This is a genomic window from Streptomyces phyllanthi (assembly GCF_009377205.1).
Lineage (GTDB): Bacteria > Actinomycetota > Actinomycetes > Streptomycetales > Streptomycetaceae > Streptomyces > Streptomyces phyllanthi.
Genome location: NZ_VJZE01000049.1, coordinates 13,170 through 33,687, shown reverse-complemented (window position 1 = coordinate 33,687; position 20,518 = coordinate 13,170). Strand labels below are relative to the sequence as shown.

At 70.0% G+C, this 20,518-nt stretch carries 20 protein-coding genes; 9 read left to right on the top strand and 11 right to left on the bottom strand.

The window, feature by feature from the left end; genetic code table 11:
• The 5 genes from FNH04_RS10465 to FNH04_RS10445 all read right to left on the bottom strand — a co-directional run.
• Window positions 1-894 (bottom strand): ABC transporter ATP-binding protein (locus tag FNH04_RS10465; RefSeq protein ID WP_152782676.1); only part of this gene is annotated, 894 nt, incomplete at its 3' end.
• Window positions 895-905: 11 nt separating this feature from the next.
• Window positions 906-1,883, bottom strand: coding sequence for an ABC transporter ATP-binding protein (locus tag FNH04_RS10460; protein ID WP_152782660.1), 978 nt, complete (start codon window positions 1,881-1,883; stop codon window positions 906-908).
• Window positions 1,880-2,863, bottom strand: a complete 984-nt coding sequence (locus FNH04_RS10455) for an ABC transporter permease (protein WP_152782657.1) — start codon at window positions 2,861-2,863, stop codon at window positions 1,880-1,882. The genes FNH04_RS10460 and FNH04_RS10455 overlap by 4 nt, the downstream gene beginning before the upstream one ends.
• A complete protein-coding gene (locus FNH04_RS10450) occupies window positions 2,860-3,921 on the bottom strand; it encodes an ABC transporter permease (RefSeq protein ID WP_152782654.1) in 1,062 nt (353 codons plus the stop codon). Before FNH04_RS10450 ends, FNH04_RS10455 begins: the two co-directional genes overlap by 4 nt.
• Before the next feature lie 52 nt (window positions 3,922-3,973).
• The gene (locus tag FNH04_RS10445) at window positions 3,974-5,827 is read right to left on the bottom strand and encodes an ABC transporter substrate-binding protein (protein WP_152782652.1); all 1,854 of its coding nucleotides are present in this window, start codon (window positions 5,825-5,827) and stop codon (window positions 3,974-3,976) included.
• Between the two features lie 289 nt (window positions 5,828-6,116).
• Between FNH04_RS10445 and FNH04_RS10440 the strand changes: the two genes are divergently transcribed.
• Complete coding sequence (locus FNH04_RS10440) at window positions 6,117-6,629, top strand: GNAT family N-acetyltransferase (RefSeq protein WP_194236621.1); 513 nt, start codon at window positions 6,117-6,119, stop codon at window positions 6,627-6,629.
• Here the strand turns inward: FNH04_RS10440 and FNH04_RS10435 are convergent.
• Window positions 6,626-6,925, bottom strand: coding sequence for a hypothetical protein (locus FNH04_RS10435; protein WP_152782646.1), 300 nt, complete (start codon window positions 6,923-6,925; stop codon window positions 6,626-6,628). The two genes, FNH04_RS10440 and FNH04_RS10435, sit on opposite strands and share 4 nt — an antisense overlap.
• Between FNH04_RS10435 and FNH04_RS10430 the strand changes: the two genes are divergently transcribed.
• From FNH04_RS10430 to FNH04_RS10420, 3 genes are all read left to right on the top strand, one after another.
• The gene (locus FNH04_RS10430; protein ID WP_152782643.1) at window positions 6,924-7,181 is read left to right on the top strand and encodes a hypothetical protein; all 258 of its coding nucleotides are present in this window, start codon (window positions 6,924-6,926) and stop codon (window positions 7,179-7,181) included. The genes FNH04_RS10435 and FNH04_RS10430 overlap by 2 nt on opposite strands.
• Window positions 7,182-7,216: 35 nt before the next feature.
• Window positions 7,217-7,558, top strand: a complete 342-nt coding sequence (locus FNH04_RS10425; protein ID WP_194236622.1) for a PIN domain-containing protein — start codon at window positions 7,217-7,219, stop codon at window positions 7,556-7,558.
• Window positions 7,559-7,724: 166 nt separating this feature from the next.
• Window positions 7,725-8,099, top strand: a complete 375-nt coding sequence (locus FNH04_RS10420) for a VOC family protein (protein WP_152782640.1) — start codon at window positions 7,725-7,727, stop codon at window positions 8,097-8,099.
• 15 nt (window positions 8,100-8,114) lie between these two features.
• On the opposite strand, the gene FNH04_RS10415 is transcribed toward FNH04_RS10420, so the two are convergent.
• From FNH04_RS10415 to FNH04_RS10395, 5 genes are all read right to left on the bottom strand, one after another.
• A complete protein-coding gene (locus FNH04_RS10415) occupies window positions 8,115-9,152 on the bottom strand; it encodes an ABC transporter ATP-binding protein (RefSeq protein WP_152782638.1) in 1,038 nt (345 codons plus the stop codon).
• A gap of 97 nt (window positions 9,153-9,249) precedes the next feature.
• Complete coding sequence (locus FNH04_RS10410) at window positions 9,250-10,323, bottom strand: ABC transporter ATP-binding protein (protein WP_152782635.1); 1,074 nt, start codon at window positions 10,321-10,323, stop codon at window positions 9,250-9,252.
• Window positions 10,324-10,331: 8 nt separating this feature from the next.
• Window positions 10,332-11,315: an ABC transporter permease gene (locus tag FNH04_RS10405; RefSeq protein WP_152782632.1), complete on the bottom strand. Its 984-nt coding sequence runs from the start codon at window positions 11,313-11,315 to the stop codon at window positions 10,332-10,334.
• Between the two features lie 158 nt (window positions 11,316-11,473).
• On the bottom strand, window positions 11,474-13,258 hold the full coding sequence (locus FNH04_RS10400) for an ABC transporter substrate-binding protein (protein ID WP_152782629.1): 1,785 nt from the start codon (window positions 13,256-13,258) through the stop codon (window positions 11,474-11,476).
• 90 nt (window positions 13,259-13,348) lie between these two features.
• A complete protein-coding gene (locus tag FNH04_RS10395; RefSeq protein WP_152782626.1) occupies window positions 13,349-14,380 on the bottom strand; it encodes an ABC transporter permease in 1,032 nt (343 codons plus the stop codon).
• 436 nt (window positions 14,381-14,816) lie between these two features.
• Here FNH04_RS10395 and FNH04_RS10390 point away from each other — a divergent pair, with 436 nt between their 5' ends.
• From FNH04_RS10390 to FNH04_RS10370, 5 genes are read left to right on the top strand one after another with little or no spacing between them, the layout of a single operon-like run.
• Window positions 14,817-16,442: a peptide ABC transporter substrate-binding protein gene (locus FNH04_RS10390; RefSeq protein ID WP_152782623.1), complete on the top strand. Its 1,626-nt coding sequence runs from the start codon at window positions 14,817-14,819 to the stop codon at window positions 16,440-16,442.
• Window positions 16,443-16,448: 6 nt separating this feature from the next.
• Window positions 16,449-17,372 carry an ABC transporter permease gene (locus FNH04_RS10385; RefSeq protein ID WP_152782620.1) on the top strand — a complete coding sequence of 308 codons (924 nt, stop codon included), beginning with the start codon at window positions 16,449-16,451 and terminating at the stop codon, window positions 17,370-17,372.
• Window positions 17,365-18,441 (top strand): ABC transporter permease, encoded by a 1,077-nt coding sequence (locus FNH04_RS10380; RefSeq protein ID WP_152782617.1) that lies wholly within the window; start codon window positions 17,365-17,367, stop codon window positions 18,439-18,441. The genes FNH04_RS10385 and FNH04_RS10380 overlap by 8 nt, the downstream gene beginning before the upstream one ends.
• Before the next feature lie 8 nt (window positions 18,442-18,449).
• Window positions 18,450-19,424: an ABC transporter ATP-binding protein gene (locus FNH04_RS10375; RefSeq protein WP_322722871.1), complete on the top strand. Its 975-nt coding sequence runs from the start codon at window positions 18,450-18,452 to the stop codon at window positions 19,422-19,424.
• Window positions 19,417-20,445: an ABC transporter ATP-binding protein gene (locus FNH04_RS10370; protein WP_152782614.1), complete on the top strand. Its 1,029-nt coding sequence runs from the start codon at window positions 19,417-19,419 to the stop codon at window positions 20,443-20,445. Before FNH04_RS10375 ends, FNH04_RS10370 begins: the two co-directional genes overlap by 8 nt.
• Window positions 20,446-20,518 lie beyond the last annotated feature (73 nt).

The window sequence follows — 20,518 nt, the reverse complement described above, 5'->3', positions numbered from 1 at the left end:
CGTCCGTTCCGCCTCGCCGGTCGTCAGGATCTGGCAGCGGGCGTGGAAGCGGCAGCCCGGGGGGACGCGGGACGGGTCCGGGGGTTCGCCGGTGAGGATCACCGGGTCGCCCGGGGCCTCCGGCAGGACGGACAGGAGGGCCTGGGTGTAGGGGTGCCGAGGTGCCGTCAGCACCTGCTCGACATCGCCCGTCTCCACGATCCGGCCCAGGTACATCACCGCGACCCGGTCGGCGATGTTCCACGCCAGGCCCAGGTCGTGCGTCACCACCAGTGCGGACAGGCCGAGTTCGGCGCGCAGGCGGAGCAGGAGCGCCAGGATCTCGCCCCGCACGGACGCGTCCAGTGAGGCCACCGGCTCGTCGGCGACGAGGAGTTCGGGCTCCAGGACGAGCGCGCCGGCGATGACGACGCGCTGGCGCTGGCCACCGGACAGCTCGTGCGGGTAGCGCAGGAAGAAGCGCTCGGGGGGCCGGAGTCCCGAGCGGGAGAGGGCCTCGGTGACCATGGCCCGCTCGTCGCCCCCGCACCTGTGGATCCGCAGGCCCTCGGCCACCGCGTCGTACACCGTGTGCCGCGGGTTCAGCGACCCGCTCGGATCCTGGAGCACCAGCTGGACCCGCCTGCGGTGCGCCTTCAGGGCCTGTGAGGAGTACGTCAGCGGCTTCCCGCCGAAACTGACGCGGCCCCCGGTCGGAGGTACCAGGCCGAGCAGTGAGCGCGCCAGTGTCGTCTTGCCGCAGCCCGACTCGCCCACCAGCGCGACGATCTCCCCGGGCCGGATGTCGAGCTCGACACCGTCCACGGCCCGGACCGGCGCGGCACCGTGCCGCCCGCGGAAGGTGACGTGCAGTCCCTGGGCGCTGAGCAGGGGTACGGGGGACGGTGTCGTCATGGACGGTGTCGTCATGGGGTGCCACTCCTCGCATCCGTCGGCTCCACGTGGACGCACGCCGCCCTCCGGTCCCCGCCCGCGTCCCGCGACTCCGGGTCCCGGGACGCGCATGTCTCCAGGGCCGCCGCGCAGCGCGGGTGGAAGACGCAGCCGGAGGGGAGGTCCGACGGGTCGGGAGGGTCTCCGGGCAGGCCGCGCGGGGCGAAGCGGGACGTCGGGTCGCCGACGCGGGGGAACGCCGCCGACAGGGCCCTGGCGTACGGGTGCAGGGCGTCCTCGTACACCTCCCGGGCCGGGCCCTCCTCGACCACCCGGCCCGCGTACATCACCGCGAGCCGGTCGCAGGTGTCGGCGAGGACCGAGAGGTCGTGGCTGATCATGACGAGGCCCACGTCCTGTTCGGTGACGAGCTGTCCGATCAGCCGCAGGATCTGCGCCTGGATCATCACGTCCAGTGCCGTGGTCGGCTCGTCGGCGATGACCAGCCGGGGATCGCAGGCCAGCGCCATGGCGATCATGACGCGCTGGCGCTGGCCGCCGGACAGTTCGTGCGGGTACGCCGATGCCCGTGACGCCGGCAGGCCGACGTGCTCCAGGAGCTCGCCGGTCCTCTTCCTCGCGACCGCCGCGGTGGCCGCCTTCCGGTGCAGCAGGATCGGCTCCGCGATCTGGTCGCCGACACGGTGTACCGCGTTCAGCGAGTGCATCGCTCCCTGGAAGACGATCGACGCGCCCGCCCAGCGGACCGCCCGCACCCGCCCCCACCGCATCGTCAGCACGTCCTCGCCGTCCAGCAGGATCTCCCCGCCGACCCGCGTCCCGGACGGCAGCAGCCTCAGCAGCGCGAGCGCCAGGGTGGACTTCCCGCAGCCCGACTCGCCCGCGACACCGAGCTTCCGGCCCGCCGCCAGCGACAGGTCGACGCCCCGCACCGCCGCCGCTCCGCCCCCGTACGTCACTTCGAGGTTCCGTACCTCCAGCAGCGTCAACGGGCCACCCCCAGCCTGGGGTTGAGCACGGACTCCACCGCACGGCCGCACAGCGTGAACGCCAGCGCGACCACGGCGATCGCGACACCCGGCGGCACCAGGTACCACCAGGCACCGGAGCTGACCGCACCCGCCTCGCGCGCCTCCTGGAGCAGACCGCCCCACGACACCACCGTGGGATCGCCCAGACCGAGGAAGGCGAGCGTCGCCTCGGCGAGGATGGAGGAGGAGATCATGAGGGTCGTCTGCGCCAGCACCAGGGGCATCACGTTGGGCAGCACGTGCCGGGACATGATGTGCCAGTGCCCGCCGCCGAGGGCCTTCGCGCGTTCGATGTACGGCCGTGACTCCACCGCCAGTGTCTGTGCCCGCACCAGACGTGCCGTGGTCGGCCAGGACGTGACGCCGATCGCCAGGACGATGGTGCCGAGCGAGCGGGACATGACCGTGGCGAGCGCGATGGCGAGCACCAGCGTCGGCATCACCAGGAACCAGTCCGTGATCCGCATCATCACGGTCGCGTACGCCCCGCGGAAGTGCCCAGCCGTGATCCCGACCAGCGCGCCGATCGCCACCGACAGCACCGCCGCGAGCAGTCCGACCAGCAGCGACACCCGGGAGCCCCACACCAGCAGGCCCAGCAGATCGCGCCCGAACCGGTCGGTGCCCAGGGGGAACTCCCCGCTCGGGCTCTCCAGTGGCCGACCGGGCGCGCCGGTCACACCGGCCACGTCGGAGCCCACCGTCAGCGGCGCGGTCAGCGCCGTCAGCGCGAAGAGGACGAGCGCGGCCAGGCCCAGGAGCCCGGCGCGATGGGTGCGGTACTGCCGCCAGAAGCGGAGGACCGAGCGCAGCCGGCGCTGCCGGGCGAGCGCCCGCGGACCGGCACCGGCACCGCCACCGCCACCGTCCTTGGCCACCGGGGGAGTCGCGTCCGTCGGCGGAGTCGCGTCCGGCGGGGGAGTCGCTTCCGTCGTCATCGGCCCACCCTCGGATCGAGCAGCGGATAGATCAGGTCGGCCAGGGTGTTCATGATGATCACCGCAGCGGCGAAGACGAAGAACAGCCCCTGGACGAGGGGGAGGTCGGGCACGCTCAGCGCCTGGTAGAAGAGCCCGCCGAGGCCCGGCCAGGAGAAGACGGTCTCCACGAGGATCACCCCGGCGACGGTCCGGCCGAGATTGATGAAGACCAGCGTCACGGTCGGCAGCAGCGCGTTCGGTACGGCGTGCCGGCGCCGGACCAGGTCGTCCCTGAGCCCCTTGGCGCGCGCGGTCGTCAGATAGTCGCTGCCCATCTCGTCGAGCAGAGCCGAGCGTGTGACCAGCAGCGTCTGCCCGTAGTCGACCGCCACCAGGGTGACCACCGGCAGGACGAGGTGGTGCGCGACGTCGACGACGTACGCGAAGCCCTCCTCGCCGCCCGACTCCATGCCACCGGTGGGAAAGAGGCCGGGGACCGGGCCCATGCCCACCGAGAACACGATGATGAGCAGCAGACCCAGCCAGAACGACGGGATCGAGTACAGGGTCAGCGCCAGCCCCGTGTTGAGCCGGTCGCCGAGCCCGCCGTGGCGCCACGCCGAGCGCGTACCGAGGAGGATGCCGAGCGCGGTGTACAGGACGAACGCGGTGCCGGTGAGCAGCAGCGTGTTCGGCAGCGCCTCGGTGATCTTGTCGATGACGGGCGCCCGGAACTGGTACGACGTGCCGAGGTCCCCGGTGAGTGCCTTGCGGCAGTAGTCCGTGAACTGCTCCCACAGCGGTAGGTCGAGCCCGAACTCCCTGCGATACGCGGCCAGTTGCTCCGCCGACACCTGGCGGCCGCCCGTCATGTACTTGACCGGGTCGCCGGGGATCAGCCGGAAGAGGAAGAAGCTGGTGAGGAGGACGGCGAGCAGCGAGACGGCCGCGCCGCCCACCTTTCCCGCACCGTAGCGGAGGTACGACGCCCCGGTGCGCGCCCGTGGCCCGCGGGCCGGACCTCCGGGCGCGCCGGCGGGCGCGGAGGCGGCCGCGGATGCCGCGTCAGCGGTCATGACGGCCACCCACCCCCCACCACCGGGACTGTACGGCTGGTCGGGTCATCGGCTACTCACGGTCGTCGGCGGTGGAACGGCGGCGCATCGCGAGGAACACCCCGGCGCCCGCGAGGACCACGACGCCCGCGACGACGCCGACGACGACACCGGTCGAGCCGGAACCGCCGGACGACTCCTCCGCGGCGGCCGGAACCGCCGACCACCAGCTCCAGTAACCGTCCTGGCCGTAGATGTTGCCCGCGTCGCTGGGCATCGTCTCGATGGACTTGATCTGGTCGGTGCGGTAGGCCTCGACGGCGTTCGGGTACGCCATCACGTTCATGTACCCGGTGTCGTACAGCCGTGACTCCATCCGCTTGACGATCTCCGCCCGCCTGGCCGGGTCGTACTCGGCGAGCTGCTGCGCGTACAGGTCGTCGTACTTCTTGTCGCAGATGAAGTTGTCGGTCGCGCCGATGGCGTCGGGGGTGGTGGGAAGCGCGGCGCAGGTGTGGATCGACAGCACGAAGTCCGGGTCCGGGTTGACGGACCAGCCGTCGAAGGCGAGGTCATAGGTGCCGGCGAGCCACGGGTCCGACACGTTGTCGAGGCAGTTGAGCGTCACACCGATGCCCAGCTCGCCCCACCACTCCGTGAGGTACTGGCCGACCGCCTTGTCGTTCGGGTCGGTGGCGTGGCACAGGACGCGGTAGTTGATCGGCTTGCCGTCCTTGCCGACCCGCTTGCCGTCGCCGTTCTTCCTGTAGCCCGCCTCGTCGAGGAGCTGGGCCGCCTTGGCCGGGTCGTGGGCGAGTTCCTGGCCCGCCGACGGCTTCCAGAAGTACTGGGGGAAGCGGGGCGGGATGTATCCCTCGCCCTTGACGGCGTGCCCCTGGAAGACCTTGTCGATGATGGTCTCGCGGTCGACGGCCATGAACAGGGCGTGCCGTACCTTCTCGTCGAGCAGCGACTCGTGGCCGTCGCCGAAGCGTTCACCGTCCTTCGTGCGGGCGCCCGGGTTGGTGGCGAGGGCGTAGAAGCGGCGGCCGGGCGCGTCGTTGACCTTGATGTTCTTCTGCTTCTCCAGTGCCGCCGCCTGAGCGGGGGTCAGACCCTGGACGAAGGACACCTCGCCCTTCTGCAGGGCGGCGACGGCCGCGTCACCGTCCTTGTAGTACCGGAAGACCAACTCGTCGAACTTCGGTGCCCCGCGCCAGAAGTCCTTGTTGGGCTTGAGCCGCACATAGCTGTCGGGCTTGTAGCCGGTGAGGACGAAGGGCCCGTTGCCGACAATGGGGAAGGTCTTGTCGTTGTTGAACTCCGAGAAGTCCCCGACCTTCTCCCAGATGTGCTTGGGCACGATCGGTACGTCGAGGGCGGCCATGGTGGCCTGGGGCTTCTTCAGTTCGATGACCAGCTTGGTGGGGCTCGGGGCCGTCACCTTCCGGAAGTTGGTGACGTAGCTGCCGTTCGCGGGTGCCGCGCCCTCGTCGGTCATTATCTTGTTGAAGGTCCAGGCCGCGTCCTCGGCGGTGGCCTTCTTGCCGTCCGACCACGTGGAGTCGGAGCGGATCGTGTAGGTCCAGGTGAGCTTGTCGGCGGACGGCGACCACTTGGTGGCGAAGCCCGGGATCGGACGGGCGTCCTTGGGGTCGTAGTTGGTCAGGTACTCGTACGTCAGCCGGTGGATGCTCGTACTGACCAGGCGGGACGCCAGGAAGGGACTGAGCGAGTCGACACTCTGCGCGACCGCCACGGTGAGGACCTGCTTGTCCTCAGCCGCCTCGGCCCGCTGGGGCGCGGGGCCCAGCGGGGTGGCGAGACCGGCCCATAACATCAGGGCGGCGGTGCCGAACCGGAGCGTACGGGACCGCCGGCCGCGGGGGCCCGGGCGCGCTCTGCCGTGCTGGTCTTGTGTGTTCATGGGGGGTGACCTCGCGTCATCGCTCGCAACAGGGACGGCTTGTCGGGCTGCTTGATCGGGCTTGACCGGGCTTGACCGGGTGACGTCAGCGGGGGTGCTGAGTGTGTCTACCAGCGGATGTCCGCACCCGTCAACGGCGCATGACCCCTTGTGGCCTGCGGAAATGACACGCTGATACGAATGCCGCGGCCCATTGGCCGAGACCGGTGAAAGGGCGCTGGTAGAGGCCTGGCGGTACGGCACACACCGCGGGAGCGGGAGGTGAACACCGGTACGTATGCTGCCGGACATGCTGAGACTGGAGCGGCTCCGGGCCGATCACGCGGACGCCCTGCTGGCGTTCGAGCGGGAGAACCGCGCCTACTTCGCGCGGTCGATCCCCGATCGGGGGGACGCCTACTTCACCGAATTCGCCTCCCGCCACCGCGCCCTCCTCACCGAGCAGGACGCGGGACTGTGCCACTTCCATCTCGTGATGGACGACGAGGGAAACCTGATCGGCCGGGTCAACCTCGTGGACGTCGAGGACGGGACCGCCGAACTCGGCTACCGGATCGGCGAGCGTGCCACGGGAAGGGGCGTCGCGACGGCCGCGGTCACGGAAGCGTGCCGCCTGGCCGCCGAGGAGTACGGGCTCTGCGTCCTGACCGCGGTCACCACTCACGACAACCGGGCGTCCATGACCGTCCTCGCCCGCAACGGGTTCACGCCCGTGGCCGAGATCAGCATCAATGGTCGCCCGGGTACGCGGTACCGGCGCGGGCTGGTCGTTGTGGCCGACCGCTCGTCGGACGGCTCCTAGGGCATCCGGCCCACGACACGGCCGCGCAGCACGATGAGCCGGGGATGGCGCAGGGCCGCCGGTTCGCGGCGGGGGTCAGTGTCGTAGACCGTGATGTCGGCGAGTCCGCCCTCGGCCAGGCCGCCGAGGCCGAGAAAGGCGCGGGCGGTCCAGCTCGCGGCACCGACGGCGGTCTCGGCGGGCAGCCCGGCGGCGATGAGATGGCCGGGGCGTGCTGTGGGCGACTGGAGGGAATGGTGGATGGGTACGGGTGCGTACCCGTACCCTGGGTGGATGAGTGGGAGGAGTCTCGTCATGCCTGACGCCAACGTCCGCATCCCCGCCGAGGCACGTGACCGGCTGGCCGAGATAGCGGCCGGCGAGGGCCTGTCGCTGCGCGCTTATCTTGCCCGGCTTGCCGACTCGCTGCTCACCCCTGCCGAGCGGGCCGAGCGGGCCGAGCGGGCCCGCGCCGTGCTGCGGGCATGGAACGGGTACGACCCCAGTAAGGATGAGCAGGCCGGCCTGGACGCCGAGCTCGACCGGCGGCTGGCCAAGGCGGCTGCTCCGTGACCGACTCTTTGCATGTGATCCTCGATGCCACGGCCATGGTCGCTGCCGGAGCCGGCAACGCCCTGGCCTCCCGCCTGATCCATCGCGCGCATGCCGCGCCGGGATGGTTCCTGTACGCACCCACGTGCGCGCTCGTCGAGGCCGACCGGATTCGGCCCGGTACAGCGGAGCACATCGCCGCGCTGCCGAGCATCGTCGTCCTCGATCTGGATCTGCCTACCGCCCTCGCCATCGCACGCGAGACCACCTGGGCCCCGGCACAGATCGAGTACGTGGCCCAGCCGACGCCCGAACGGCCCGACGGGGCGGTCGTCGCCACCGTCGCCCCGGAGAGCTGGAAGGGGAGTCCGGTCCGAGTACTCGATCTCAATCCCTGAGCCTGATCTCCTGCCAACGGCCCTGCCCGACTCCATCGGGCAGGGCCGCTCTGCGCAGGTGAAGGGGCATGGCTCAGTTAATCGCTCGACACGGGGACGACGAGCGGGAAATGTTCTGCGCGACCATTCAGTAAGGCGACCACAACAAGCCGCCGGGAGGCGCCAGTTGAACCCCGTCATCCGTCATGTCACCTTCGACTGCACCGGAGATCCGTACGATCTCGGGCTGTTCTGGAGTGAGTTGCTCGGCCGGCCGCTGGCCGACGACGACAAGCCCGGTGATCCGGAGGCGCTCATCGCGGATCCCGCCGGTGGTCCGGGCCTGCTGTTCGTGCGGGTGCCCGAGGGCAAGACGGCCAAGAACCGGATGCACTTCGACCTGCGTCCGCAGGGGCGCACCCGTGCGGAGGAGGTCGAGCGGGCGATCGGGCTCGGGGCGCGGATGATCGCGGACCACACCCGGCCCGACGGCCGCGGCTGGGTCACCCTGGCCGACCCCGAGGGCAATGAGTTCTGCGTGGAGCGGGGCGAACTCGGCTAGGGCCTGTCGTTTGGATCATCCCGGCGTCGCGGGGCCCTGGGCGGCAGCCGGCTTCTCCACCGTCTCCGGGTGGTGGCAGGCCGTGAGGTGGCCCGTGGCGTCGCCCTCGATCCGGGCCAGCGGAGGCGTCCTGGCGGCGCACTGGTCCGTCGCCTTCCAGCAGCGGGTGCGGAAGCGGCAGCCGGAGGGCGGGTCGATGGGGGAGGGGACGTCGCCCGTCAGCCGGATGCGGTCGCGGGGCGGGGCGCCCTCCGCGGTCACCTCGGGGACCGCGGAGAGCAGGGCACGGGTGTAGGGGTGGCGCGGGTTCTCGTACAGGTCGGAGCGGTGCGCGATCTCCACGACGCGGCCCAGGTACATCACCGCGACCCGCTGGGAGAAGTGGCGGACCACCGCGAGGTCGTGGGCGATGAAGACGAAGGCGATGCCCAGGTCCCTCTGGAGGGTCTGGAGGAGGTTCACCACCTGGGCCTGGATCGACACGTCCAGGGCCGACACCGGTTCGTCCGCCACGATCAGCTTGGGGGAGAGCGTCAGCGCGCGTGCCACGCCGATACGCTGCCGCTGGCCGCCGGAGAACTCGTGCGGGAAGCGGTTGTAGTGCTCGGGGTTGAGGCCCACGAGCTCCAGGAGCTCGCGTACGCGCCGCTCACGGCCGCCCGCCGGACTGATGCCGTGTATCTCCATCGGGGCCGCGACGATCCTCCCGATCGTCTGGCGCGGGTTGAGGGACGAGTACGGGTCCTGGAAGATCATCTGGATCTCCGGGCGGACGGAGGCCAGCTGTCTGCGGTTCGCGTGGGTGATGTCCCGGCCCGCGTAGGTGATCCGGCCGGTGGTCGGCTCCAGCAGGCGTGTGATCAGCCTGCCCGTCGTCGACTTGCCGCAGCCGGACTCGCCGACCAGGCCCAGGCTCTCGCCCTCGGCGACCTGGAGGTCCAGTCCGTCGACCGCCCGTACGGCGCCGACCGTGCGGGGGAACGGGAAGCCGCCACGGATCGGGAAGTGCTTGGTCAGGCCGCTGACGTCCAGGAGGGGGTCCGTGATGGTCATGCGCGTGAAGTTCCTTCTGTTGTCCGTGGGATGACTGCCGTACGTCAGATGGCTGCGGTACGTCAGGTGGCCGCGGTACGTCCGGTGACTGCGTACGTCAGTTGACCCGGGCCGCCCGGTAGTCGGCGAAGTACTCCCGGCGCTGCCCCGCCGTGAGGTGGCACGCCGTCCCGTGCCCGTCCACCGGCTCCAGCAGCGGCCGGCGCGTGGAGCACAGCGCGTCCCGCACCTTCTCCGCGAACGCGCACCGCGGATGGAAACGGCAGCCCGGCGGCGGGGCGAGCAGGGAGGGCGGAGTGCCCGGGATCGGGGAGAGCGGCACGTCCACCGGGCCGTCCAGACTCGGCATCGAGCCCAGCAGACCCAGGGTGTACGGGTGCCGGGGCACCCCCAGCACCTCGGCGCGCCCACCCTTCTCCACGCACCGGCCGCCGTACATCACCAGGACGTCGTCCGCCAGGTTCGCGATCACACCCAGGTCGTGCGTAATGAAGATGATCGCCGTGCCGAACTCCTGCTGGAGGTCCCGCAGCAGATCCATGATCTGGGCCTGCACCGTCACGTCCAGGGCCGTGGTCGGCTCGTCCGCGATCAGCAGCTCCGGATCGCACACCAGGGCCATCGCGATCATCGCGCGCTGGCGCATGCCCCCCGAGAACTGGTGCGGGTAGTCGCCCACCCGCATGTCCGGCTGCGGGATGCCGACCCGGCGCAGCATCTCGACCGCCCTGGCCCGCGCCTCACGCCGGGAGGCACCGGTGTGCTTGCGGTACGTCTCGGCGATCTGTGCGCCGACCGTGTGGTACGGCGACAAGGAGGCCAGGGCGTCCTGGAAGATCATGGACATGGTGTTGCCGCGCAGCGCCTCCAGGTCCCGTTCGGCCGCCGTCAGCAGCTCCCTGCCGTCCAGCAGGACCTCCCCGTCGAGCGCGGTGCGCTCGCGGTCGTGCAGGCCCAGGATCGCCAGGTTGGTGACGGACTTGCCGGAGCCCGACTCGCCCACGATGCCGAGGGTCCGGCCGCGCTCCAGGCCGAAGGAGAGTCCGTCGACCGCCTTGACGACACCGTCCTCCGTGGAGAAGTGGACCTTCAGGTCCCGCACGGAGAGAAAGGGCACACGGGCCTCCGTGTCCGCGCTGCTGCTCGTACTCGTGCTCGTACCTGCACTCATCGGTCCTCCTAGGCCGGCCTGATCCGCGGATCGATGAGCGCGTACACCGCGTCCACCACGATGTTCGCCACCACGATCGCCGCGGCCGCGACGAGGACGACCCCGAGCAGCAGTGGCAGGTCGTTGTCGCGTACGGCCTTGATGGACAGCGCCCCGATGCCGTGCAGCCCGAACGTCTCCTCGGTGATGATCGCGCCGCCCAGCAGATAGCCCAGGTCGAGACCGAGGATCGTGACGATCGGGCCCATGGCGCCGCGCCAGGCGAACCGGAAGAAGACCGTGCGGGCCGACAGGCCCTTGGCGCGGGCCGTGCGGACGTAGTCCTCGTTCAGGGTCTCGACCAGCTGCGAGCGGGTCATCCGCGTGTAGTTGGCCGTGAAGATCAGCGCGAGCACCAGCCAGGGCAGCAGCAGACCCTTGAACCAGGCGGCCGGATCCTGGGTGAAACCCACGCTGTCCTGCGGGCGCGGCAGAAGATGCCACTCGTCGGACAGGTAGTACATCGCGACCACGCCGACGATGTAGATCTGGAGCGACGAGCCGATCAGGGAGGCCGAGGAAGCGATCTTGTCCAGCGGCCTGCCCTGCCGGACCGCCGCGATCATGCCGGTGCCCACGCCGAAGACGACGAACACCACGGCGCTGCCCAGGGACAGCGAGAGCGTGGTCGGGAAGCGGTCCGTGATCAGGCCCAGGACCGGCTCGTGGTTGGTGAACGAGTAGCCGAGGCACGGGGCCGAGCAGTGCCCGAGCCCCGTGAAGTCCCGTCCGGCGAACACACCCACCAGCCAGTGCCAGTACTGCACCGGCAGCGGATCGGAGATCCCCAGATTGCGTCGCACCAGGGCCAGCGTCTGTGGCGTGCACACCTTGCCGCAGGCCGTACGGGCGGGGTCGCGCGGGGCGACGTAGAAGAGGACGAAGGTGATGACGCTGATGACCAGGAGGATCAACAGCGCGCTGAGCAGTCTGCGAGCGATGAAGCGGAACATGGGGTTCCCTGGGGGGCCTTCGCGTGGTGGGTGGTTGGCCTGCGTCTGCCGGGTTCTGACGGTGGCCGGCCGCGGGTTCGTTGTGGCTGGTCGCGCAGTTCCCCGCGCCCCTGAAATGCCTGGGCGCACCCGGCAACGGACCGAACCCGGGCTCCCGGTCAGGACTTCGCGTACAGCTTGTAGAGGATGAACGCCGAGAACAGCGGATCGAACTCGGCCCCGCCCACCTTCGTGCCGTACAGATAGAAGCGGCGCTGGTACGTCTCGGGAATGACCGGCGCCTCCTTCTCCATGATCTGCCGGTCGAGGGACGCCCACGCGGTGTCCGCCTCGGCCGGATCCGTGATCGTGGCGTCCTTCTTGATCGCCGAGTTGACCCAGCCCACGTTCAGCTGAGAGACGTTGTTCGACCCGTTGGCGATCGTCGTGCCGTCGAAGAGCGGCTGCAGGATCGTGTAGCCGGTGGGCCAGTCCGGGGCCCAGCCGAACCACATCACGTCGAACTTGTTGTCCACCTGCTGGACCTGGTCGTAGTAACTGCCGGAGTCCACCGGCTTGATGACCGGCTCGAAGCCCGCCTTCTTCAGCGCGTCCGCGATGACGACCTTGGTCTTGTCGTACGCGTCGCTGCCGCCCTGCGGATAGGTGTAGACGATCTTCTGACCGAGCTTCCCGGCCTCCTTGAGCAGCGCCTTCGCCTTCTCCGGGTCTCCCTGCGGCTTCTTCAGCTTGCCGTAGACGTCGTACTTCACCCGGCCCGCGATGTCCGGGCTGAGGAGGGTCGTCGCGTAGTCGCCGGCGGACGGGCCGCCGTAGATCCGCCGGATCTGCTCCAGCGGCCAGGCGTGGTTGAGCGCCTGACGCACCTTCACATCGGTGATCCGCCTGCAGTTGATGGCGTAGTAGTACAGGCCGGTCAGCAGGCCGTTGATCGTGCGGGACTTCAGATCGGGGGTGCCGACCACCTTCTGGATGCGCTCGGCCGGGACCCCGCTGTACGCCATCACGGCGTACTGGTCGTTCCCTGAGTCGGCGATCAGCCGGTCCGTGACCTGGAGGGCCTCCAGGCCGAACTCGAAGGTGAAGGAGTCCGGGTAGGCGTTGCGGATCGCGTCCGTCGACGGGTCCCAGTGCGTGTTGCGCACCAGCGTCAGTGACTTGTCGACGGAGTGCTGCTTGATCCGGTACGGGCCGCAGGAGACCGGGTCCTTGTCGTACTTCTCCTTGGTGTCGTGCTTGACCGGCACGGCGCCGTAGGTGTGCATCGCGAGGGTGAAGTTGAGGTCCGGGCGGGCCGTCCTCAGATGGAAGGTGATGGTCTTCTTCGCGGCGTCCGTGACGACCGAGTCGAGGTGCTTGCCGCCGTACGGGCCCTTGTAGACCGAGCGGAAGTCGTTGGTGCCGGTCAGCGCGGACTGCAGATAGGTGGCGCCCTCGGTGGTGAAGCTCGCGAAGCCGCGCTCGATGCCGTGGCGCACGTCCTCCACGGTCAGGTCGCTGCCGTCCTCCCACTTGAGCCCGTCCTTCAGGGTGAAGGTCCAGGTCTTCCCGCCGTCGGACATGGTGCCGGTGTCGGTGGCGAGGTCGCCGACGAGCTTCATGGAGCCGCCGGAGGCGATCCTGTAGCCCGTCAGGCAGCGGATGTAGAGGTTGCCGACGGTCGAGTTCCAGGCGAAGTAGATGCGCTGCGGGTCGAGATGGGAGAAGTCGTCCGGGCCCAGCGCGTGGATCGTGCCGCCCTTCGTCGCTCCGGAGATCTCCGGAGCGGGGCCGGTGGAATCGTCCTTGGTGCCGATGGTGACCGCGGAGTACTTGGTGGCACCGCCCGCGGAGCCGCCGCCCGCCGTGCCACCACCCCCACCGCTGCTGCACGCCGAGAGGACCATGGAGCCGCCTGCCGCGACCGAGGTGGCGATGACGAAGTTTCTGCGGGAAAGAGACATCGGGGTGTCCTGCCTGAATCAGGGAGAGGGGGAGGGGCTGTGGGGGTCCGGCGGGCCCCGTCACCCGGCCGGAGGGGATCGGGGCGCCGTTCAGCGCCGGATCCTGGGATCGAGCGCGTCGCGCACGGAGTCGCCGAGGAGGTTGAAGGCGATCACGAAGATCACCATCGACAGACCGGGGAAGAGCATGTACGTGATGTCGTCCTGGTAGACCTGGGAGCCGCGCTGGATCATCACGCCCCAGTCGGGCGTGGGGTCCTGGAGTCCGACACCGAGGAAGGCGAGGGCCGCCTCCGTGGTGACGTACATGGGAAGCGCGAGGGTCGCCTGGATGAGGATCGGCGTCCACAGGTTGGGCAGCAGCTCCCTGAAGATGATCCGGGCCGGTGAGGCACCGGTGACCTTGGCCGCCTCCACGAACTCGCGCTCCCGTAGCGCGAGTACCTCGCCGCGCAGCAACCGGGCCATCGGCGCCCAGCCGAACGCCGTCATCACCGCGATCAGGCTGACGACGATCAGCCACGTCGGCGTGTTGTCCTCCGGCGAGACGAACATCGAGATCAGCACGGGCCAGAAGGCGATGAAGAACAGCGTCGAGGGGAAGGCCAGCAGGACGTCGATGACCCGGCCGACCAGGTTGTCCACACGGCCGCCGAGATAGCCGGCCGTGATACCGACGACGATGCCGAGCGCGGTGACCAGCAGGGTCGTCACGGTGGCGATCAGCAGCGAGTTGCGGATGCCGTACAGCAGCAGGGTGAACACGTCCCGGCCGAGCTGGGGCTCGACACCGAACCAGAAGTCGCCGCCGATACCGCCGTTGGGCTTGACGGGGAAGCCGAAGTCGTTGAGGAGGCCCGGCTGGTTCTGCCCGTAGGTGGTGTACGGGTCCTTGCCGTACAGCTTCGCGATCAGCGGGGCCGCGACCCCGGCCACGAAGAAGAACAGCACCACCCAGGCCGACACGACACCCGTCCGGTCGCGCCGGAAGCGCAGCCGGGCGAGCTGCCCGGGGGAACGGCCGGCACCGCCCTGCGGCGGTGCGTCGGGCGCCGGGGTCACGGCACCCGGGGCCACCGTCACCTGCAACGGGGCGGCGGCCGATGACATGGGGGAGGTCATGGTGCTCCTGGCCTGGACGGGGCGAGGGGGAAGCCTGAACGGGGCGAGGGGAAGCCTGAACGGGGCAAGAGGAAGGGAGGGGAAGAGGGCCCGTCCGACCCTGGTCCGCCGGACAGGCCCTAGCGCGACTGTTCAACCCGCCTTCGGCCGGCGTCAATGCATCGTTGACGGCTTTGATCTGGTCTTTTGCCGTTTGACCCGGGTGTGGTGGGCCGCATGGCCCGGCTTGGGACTGCCATGACCAAAGCGGGAAGCGAGGGATGCACCCGTCGCCCGGTCCGCTATGCGGGGGCGGGTCTCCCGTATGCGTACATCCGGATGGCGGGTGCACCCGGACGGGCGGGCTGAATGTGCTTCCTGTGTGCAATGGGCCGATATTGACCGGTAGTGGAGCAGCGCCCCGGCACCGGCACCGGCACACTCACAGGAGGCACCCATGCGTGGAGCCACGCACGCCCGATGGGCCGTATGCGCGCTGGCCGCGGCCCTCACGGCGACGGCCTGCGGGGGCGGCCACGCAGGCGGTGACGGCGACGCGGTGCTCAGCTCCTCGTGGGGTGACCCGCCGAACCCGCTGGAGCCGGCCAACACCAACGAGGTGCAGGGCGGCAAGGTCCTCGACATGATCTTCCGCGGCCTGAAGCGCTACGACCCGCGGACGGGCGTGGCCGAGGACATGCTCGCCGAGCGGATCGAGACCTCGGACTCACGGAACTTCACCATCACCGTCAAGGACGGCTGGACCTTCAGCAACGGCGAGCAGGTCACCGCCAGATCCTTCGTGGACGCCTGGAACTACGGCGCCGGGCTCAAGAACAACCAGCGCAACGCGTACTTCTTCGAGTACATCGAGGGCTACGACAGGACCCACCCGGCCGACGGCGGCAAGCAGACCGCCGACACCCTCTCCGGCCTCCGGGTCACCGGACCCAGGACCTTCACCGTCAGACTCAGACAGAAGTTCTCCAGCTTCCCCGACACCCTCGGCTACACCGCGTTCGCCCCGCTGCCCCGCGCGTTCTTCGACGACCACGACGCCTGGCTGAGGAAGCCGGTCGGCAACGGCCCGTACCGGGTCGAGTCGTACACCAGGGGCGCACAGCTCTCCCTGCGCCGATGGGACGCCTACCCGGGTGAGGACAGGGCCCGCAACGGCGGCGTCGACCTGCGGGTCTACACCGACAGCAACACCGCCTACACCGACCTGCTGGCGGGTCATCTCGACCTCGTCGACGACGTGCCCGCCTCCCAGCTCGTGAACGTCCGCAGCGATCTCGGCGACCGCTACATCAACGCCCCCGCCGGCATCATCCAGACGCTCGCCTTCCCCCACTACGACAAGAACTGGTCCAGGGACGGCATGGAGAAGGTCCGCGCGGGCCTGTCCCGGGCGATCAACCGCACCCAGATCACCAGGACCATCTTCCACGGCACCCGCACCCCGGCCCTCGACTGGACCTCACCCGTCCTCGGTACGAAGGGCGGCTACCGGGCGGGCCCGTGCGGGGACGCCTGCGTGTACGACGCCGCGGCGGCCAGGAGACTGGTCAAGGAGGGCGGAGGACTGCCCGGCGGGCAGGTCAGGATCACGTACAACGCGGACACCGGCTCCCACAAGGAGTGGGTCGACGCGGTCTGCAACTCGATCAACCACGCCCTCGGCGACGACAAGGCCTGTGCCGGCAACCCGATCGGCACCTTCGCCGACTACCGCAACCGGATCACCGACCGGAAGATGACCGGGCCGTTCCGGGCCGGCTGGCAGATGGACTACCCGCTGATCCAGAACTTCCTCCAGCCGCTGTACTACACCGACGCCTCCTCCAACGACGGCAAGTGGTCCAACCCCGCGTTCGACAAGCTCGTCGACGAGGCCAACGCCGAGACCGACCCCGCCAGGGCCGTCGAGAAGTTCCGCAAGGCCGAGGACGTGCTCCGGGAGGACATGGCCGCCATCCCGCTCTGGTACCAGAACGGCAGCGCGGGCTACTCGGAGCGGCTGTCCGACGTGGCGCTCAACCCGTTCAGCGTCCCCGTCTACGACCAGATCAAGGTCGGCTGAGCGGCGATGGGACGGTATGTCGTCCGCCGGCTGCTGCAGATGGTCCCCGTCTTCGCCGGCGCCACCCTGCTGATCTTCCTGATGGTCAACGTGATGGGCGACCCCGTCGCGGGCCTGTGCGGCGAACGGCAGTGCGACCCGGCGACGGCCGGGCGGCTGAAGCGGGAGTTCGGCCTCGACCGGCCGGTCTGGCAGCAGTACCTGACCTACATGGGGAACGTCCTCACCGGCGACTTCGGCACCGCGTTCAACGGACAGGAGGTCACCGAGCTGATGGCGACCTCGTTCCCCGTCACCCTCCGGCTGACGGTCGTCGCGATCCTGTTCGAGATCGTCATCGGGATCACCTTGGGCGTGTTGACGGGGCTGCGCCGCGGCCGGCCCGTCGACACGGGTGTCCTCCTGGTCACGCTCGTCGTCATCTCGGTCCCGACCTTCGTCACCGGACTGCTGCTCCAGCTGCTGCTCGGCGTCGAATGGGGCTGGATCAAACCCTCGGTCTCCACGGACGCCGCATTCGGCGAACTGATCGTGCCGGGCCTCGTCCTCGCCTCCGTCTCCCTCGCCTATGTGACCCGCCTGACCCGCACCTCCCTCGCGGAGAACCGCCGCTCCGACTACGTCCGTACGGCGGTCGCCAAGGGCCTGCCCCGGCACCGGGTGATCCTCCGGCACCTGCTGCGCAACTCCCTCATCCCCGTGGTCACCTTCATCGGCGCCGACATCGGCTTCCTCATGGGCGGCGCCATCGTCACCGAGCGGATCTTCAACATCCACGGGGTCGGCTACCAGCTCTACCAGGGCATCCTCCGCCAGAACACCCAGACCGTCGTCGGCTTCGTGACGGTGCTCGTCCTCGTCTTCCTGCTCTGCAACCTGATCGTCGACCTCCTGTACGCCGTACTCGACCCGAGGATCCGCTATGCCTGAGCCGGAGCCACTGGAGCCGTCGTACGTCCCGGGCGGCGGCGCGAGCCCCGCCCCCACCGAGGCGGACACCCTGCGCAAAGGACCGGGCGGGCCGGCCGGACAAGGCGGCCCGGGTGGGCCAGGTGGCCCGGGTGGACCAGGCGGCCTTGGCGGTCCGGGTGCGCCCGGCGGACCGTACGGCACCGAACCCCGGGAGCCCGCGCCACCGGCCGCCCCCGCCGAACGGGCCCGCTCCCTCTGGTCCGACGCCTGGCGCGACCTGCGCCGCAACCCGGTCTTCCTCCTCTCCGGGCTCGTCATCCTCTTCCTCGTCCTCATCTCGCTCTGGCCCTCCGCGATCGCCTCCGGCAACCCCCTCGACTGCGACCTGGCCAGGGCCCAGCAGGGCCCCGCGCCCGGCCACCCCTTCGGCTTCAACGGTCAGGGCTGCGACGTCTACACACGCACCGTCCACGGGGCGCGGACCTCGGTCACCGTCGGGGTCTGCGCCACGCTCGGGGTCGCGGTCCTGGGCGCGGTGCTCGGCGGGCTCGCCGGGTTCTTCGGCGGGGCCTGGGACGCGGTCCTGTCCAGGACCACCGACGTCTTCTTCGCGATCCCGGTGGTGCTCGGCGGTCTCGTCCTGCTCTCCGTGGTCACGAGCTCCACCGTCTGGCCCGTCATCGGGTTCATGGTGCTGCTCGGCTGGCCGCAGATCTCCCGTATCGCGCGCGGCTCGGTCATCACCGCCAAGCAGCACGACTACGTCCAGGCCGCCCGCGCGCTCGGTGCCTCCCACTCCCGCGTACTGCTGCGGCACATCGCGCCCAACGCGGTCGCGCCGGTCATCGTCGTGGCCACCATCGCGCTCGGCACCTACATCGCGCTGGAGGCGACCCTGTCGTACCTCGGCGTCGGGCTGAAACCGCCGAGCGTCTCCTGGGGGATCGACATCTCCGCCGCGTCCCCGTACATCCGCAACGCCCCGCACGCCCTGCTGTGGCCCTCCGGCGCGCTCGCGCTGACCGTCCTCGCGTTCATCATGCTCGGCGACGCGGTGCGCGACGCCCTCGACCCGAAGCTGAGGTGACCGGCGCTGTGCTGCTCGACGTACGTGATCTGCACGTGGAGTTCAGGACCCGCGACGGGGTCGCCAAGGCGGTCAACGGGGTCACCCTGGGCGTGGACGCGGGCGAGACACTCGCCGTGCTCGGCGAGTCCGGCTCCGGAAAGTCGGTCACCGCGCAGGCCGTGATGGGCATCCTCGACACACCGCCCGGCCGGATCACCGGCGGGAGGATCCTCTTCCAGGGTCGGGACCTGCTGAGCCTCAAGGAGGACGAGCGCAGGAAGGTCCGGGGCGCCGGGATGGCGATGGTCTTCCAGGACGCGCTGTCGTCCCTGAACCCCGTACTCTCCGTCGGCGACCAGCTCGGCGAGATGTTCGTCGTGCACCGCGGGATGTCGAGGAAGGACGCGCGGGCCAGGGCGGTCGAGCTGATGGACCGCGTCCGCATCCCGGCCGCCCGGGAGCGGGTGAGCCAGTACCCCCACCAGTTCTCCGGCGGTATGCGCCAGCGCATCATGATCGCGATGGCGCTGGCCCTCGAACCGGCCCTCATCATCGCCGACGAGCCCACCACCGCCCTCGACGTCACCGTCCAGGCCCAGGTCATGGACCTCCTCGCCGAGCTGCGGCGCGAGTACGACATGGGGCTCGTCCTCATCACCCACGACCTGGGCGTGGTCGCCGACGTCGCCGACCGGATCGCGGTGATGTACGCGGGCCGGATCGTGGAGTCCGCCCCGGTGCACGACCTGTACAAGGCGCCGGCGCACCCGTACACGCGCGGTCTGCTGGACTCCATCCCGCGCCTGGACCAGAAGGGCCGCGAGCTCAACGCCATCAGGGGCCTGCCGCCCAACCTGATGGACATCCCGCCGGGCTGTGCCTTCCACCCCCGCTGCCCCATGGCCGGGGACACGTGCCGCACCGACGTACCTCCCCTCCACGAGGTGGACGAGGACCGGGGGAGCGCCTGCCACTTCTGGAGGGAGTGTCTGCATGGCTGAGCCGATTCTGGAGGTCGGCGGACTCGTCCGGCACTACCCGCTCACCCGGGGCGTCCTGTTCAGGAAGCAGGTCGGCGTGGTCAGGGCCGTCGACGGCGTCGACTTCACCCTGGGCCGCGGCGAGACCCTCGGCATCGTCGGGGAGTCGGGCTGCGGCAAGTCCACGGTGGCCAGGATGCTGGTCCATCTGGAGCGGCCGACGGCCGGTGCCATCCGGTTCAAGGGCGAGGACGTCGTCCGGCTGTCCGGCCGCGCCCTGAAGGCCGTACGCCGCAACATCCAGATGGTCTTCCAGGACCCGTACACCTCCCTCAACCCCCGGATGACGGTCGGCGACATCATCGGGGAGCCGTACGAGATCCACCCCGAGGCGGCACCCAAGGGCGACCGGCGTAGAAGGGTGCGGGAGCTGCTCGACGTCGTCGGCCTCAACCCCGAGCACATCAACCGGTACCCGCACCAGTTCTCCGGCGGCCAGCGCCAGCGCATCGGCATCGCGCGCGGGCTGGCGCTGCGGCCCGAGGTCATCGTGGCCGACGAGCCGGTCTCGGCGCTCGACGTGTCCGTACAGGCCCAGGTGATCAACCTGATGGAGCGGCTCCAGGGCGAGTTCGGGCTGAGTTACGTCTTCATCGCCCACGATCTCTCCATCGTGCGGCACATCTCCGACCGGGTAGGGGTGATGTACCTCGGGCGGATCGTGGAGACCGGCCGGGACAGCGAGATCTACGACCGTCCGCGGCACCCGTACACCCAGGCGCTGCTCTCCGCCGTGCCCGTGCCCGACCCCGAGGCCCGGGAGCACCGGCAGCGGATCATCCTCTCCGGTGACGTGCCCTCCCCGGCGAACGTCCCGTCCGGCTGCCGCTTCCGCACCCGCTGCTGGAAGGCCCGGGAGCGGTGCGCGACCGAGGAACCGCTGCCCGCGGCCGTACCCGCCGGGGCCCGTTCCACCACCGGCACCGCCGCGCATCTCGCGGCCTGTCACTTCCCGGACGATCACATGGACGGGGTGACATAGCCGCACAAATATGCACCAACCGCGTTAACACACAGGCAACTTCGCTGAAGCGGTACCGATATACGGACGCGCC

Bases quoted from the DNA above. Each gene is read 5' to 3' on its own strand.
- FNH04_RS10385 (WP_152782620.1), top strand. From the start codon at position 16,449: ATGGGACGGTATGTCGTCCGCCGGCTGCTGCAGATGGTCCCCGTCTTC.
- FNH04_RS10395 (WP_152782626.1), bottom strand. From the start codon at position 14,380: ATGACCTCCCCCATGTCATCGGCCGCCGCCCCGTTGCAGGTGACGGTG.
- FNH04_RS10425 (WP_194236622.1), top strand. From the start codon at position 7,217: ATGGTCGCTGCCGGAGCCGGCAACGCCCTGGCCTCCCGCCTGATCCAT.
- FNH04_RS10450 (WP_152782654.1), bottom strand. From the start codon at position 3,921: ATGACCGCTGACGCGGCATCCGCGGCCGCCTCCGCGCCCGCCGGCGCG.
- FNH04_RS10405 (WP_152782632.1), bottom strand. From the start codon at position 11,315: ATGTTCCGCTTCATCGCTCGCAGACTGCTCAGCGCGCTGTTGATCCTC.
- FNH04_RS10455 (WP_152782657.1), bottom strand. From the start codon at position 2,863: ATGACGACGGAAGCGACTCCCCCGCCGGACGCGACTCCGCCGACGGAC.
- FNH04_RS10410 (WP_152782635.1), bottom strand. From the start codon at position 10,323: ATGAGTGCAGGTACGAGCACGAGTACGAGCAGCAGCGCGGACACGGAG.
- FNH04_RS10435 (WP_152782646.1), bottom strand. From the start codon at position 6,925: ATGACGAGACTCCTCCCACTCATCCACCCAGGGTACGGGTACGCACCC.
- FNH04_RS10430 (WP_152782643.1), top strand. From the start codon at position 6,924: ATGCCTGACGCCAACGTCCGCATCCCCGCCGAGGCACGTGACCGGCTG.
- FNH04_RS10400 (WP_152782629.1), bottom strand. From the start codon at position 13,258: ATGTCTCTTTCCCGCAGAAACTTCGTCATCGCCACCTCGGTCGCGGCA.
- FNH04_RS10445 (WP_152782652.1), bottom strand. From the start codon at position 5,827: ATGAACACACAAGACCAGCACGGCAGAGCGCGCCCGGGCCCCCGCGGC.
- FNH04_RS10415 (WP_152782638.1), bottom strand. From the start codon at position 9,152: ATGACCATCACGGACCCCCTCCTGGACGTCAGCGGCCTGACCAAGCAC.
- FNH04_RS10380 (WP_152782617.1), top strand. From the start codon at position 17,365: ATGCCTGAGCCGGAGCCACTGGAGCCGTCGTACGTCCCGGGCGGCGGC.
- FNH04_RS10440 (WP_194236621.1), top strand. From the start codon at position 6,117: ATGCTGAGACTGGAGCGGCTCCGGGCCGATCACGCGGACGCCCTGCTG.
- FNH04_RS10370 (WP_152782614.1), top strand. From the start codon at position 19,417: ATGGCTGAGCCGATTCTGGAGGTCGGCGGACTCGTCCGGCACTACCCG.
- FNH04_RS10390 (WP_152782623.1), top strand. From the start codon at position 14,817: ATGCGTGGAGCCACGCACGCCCGATGGGCCGTATGCGCGCTGGCCGCG.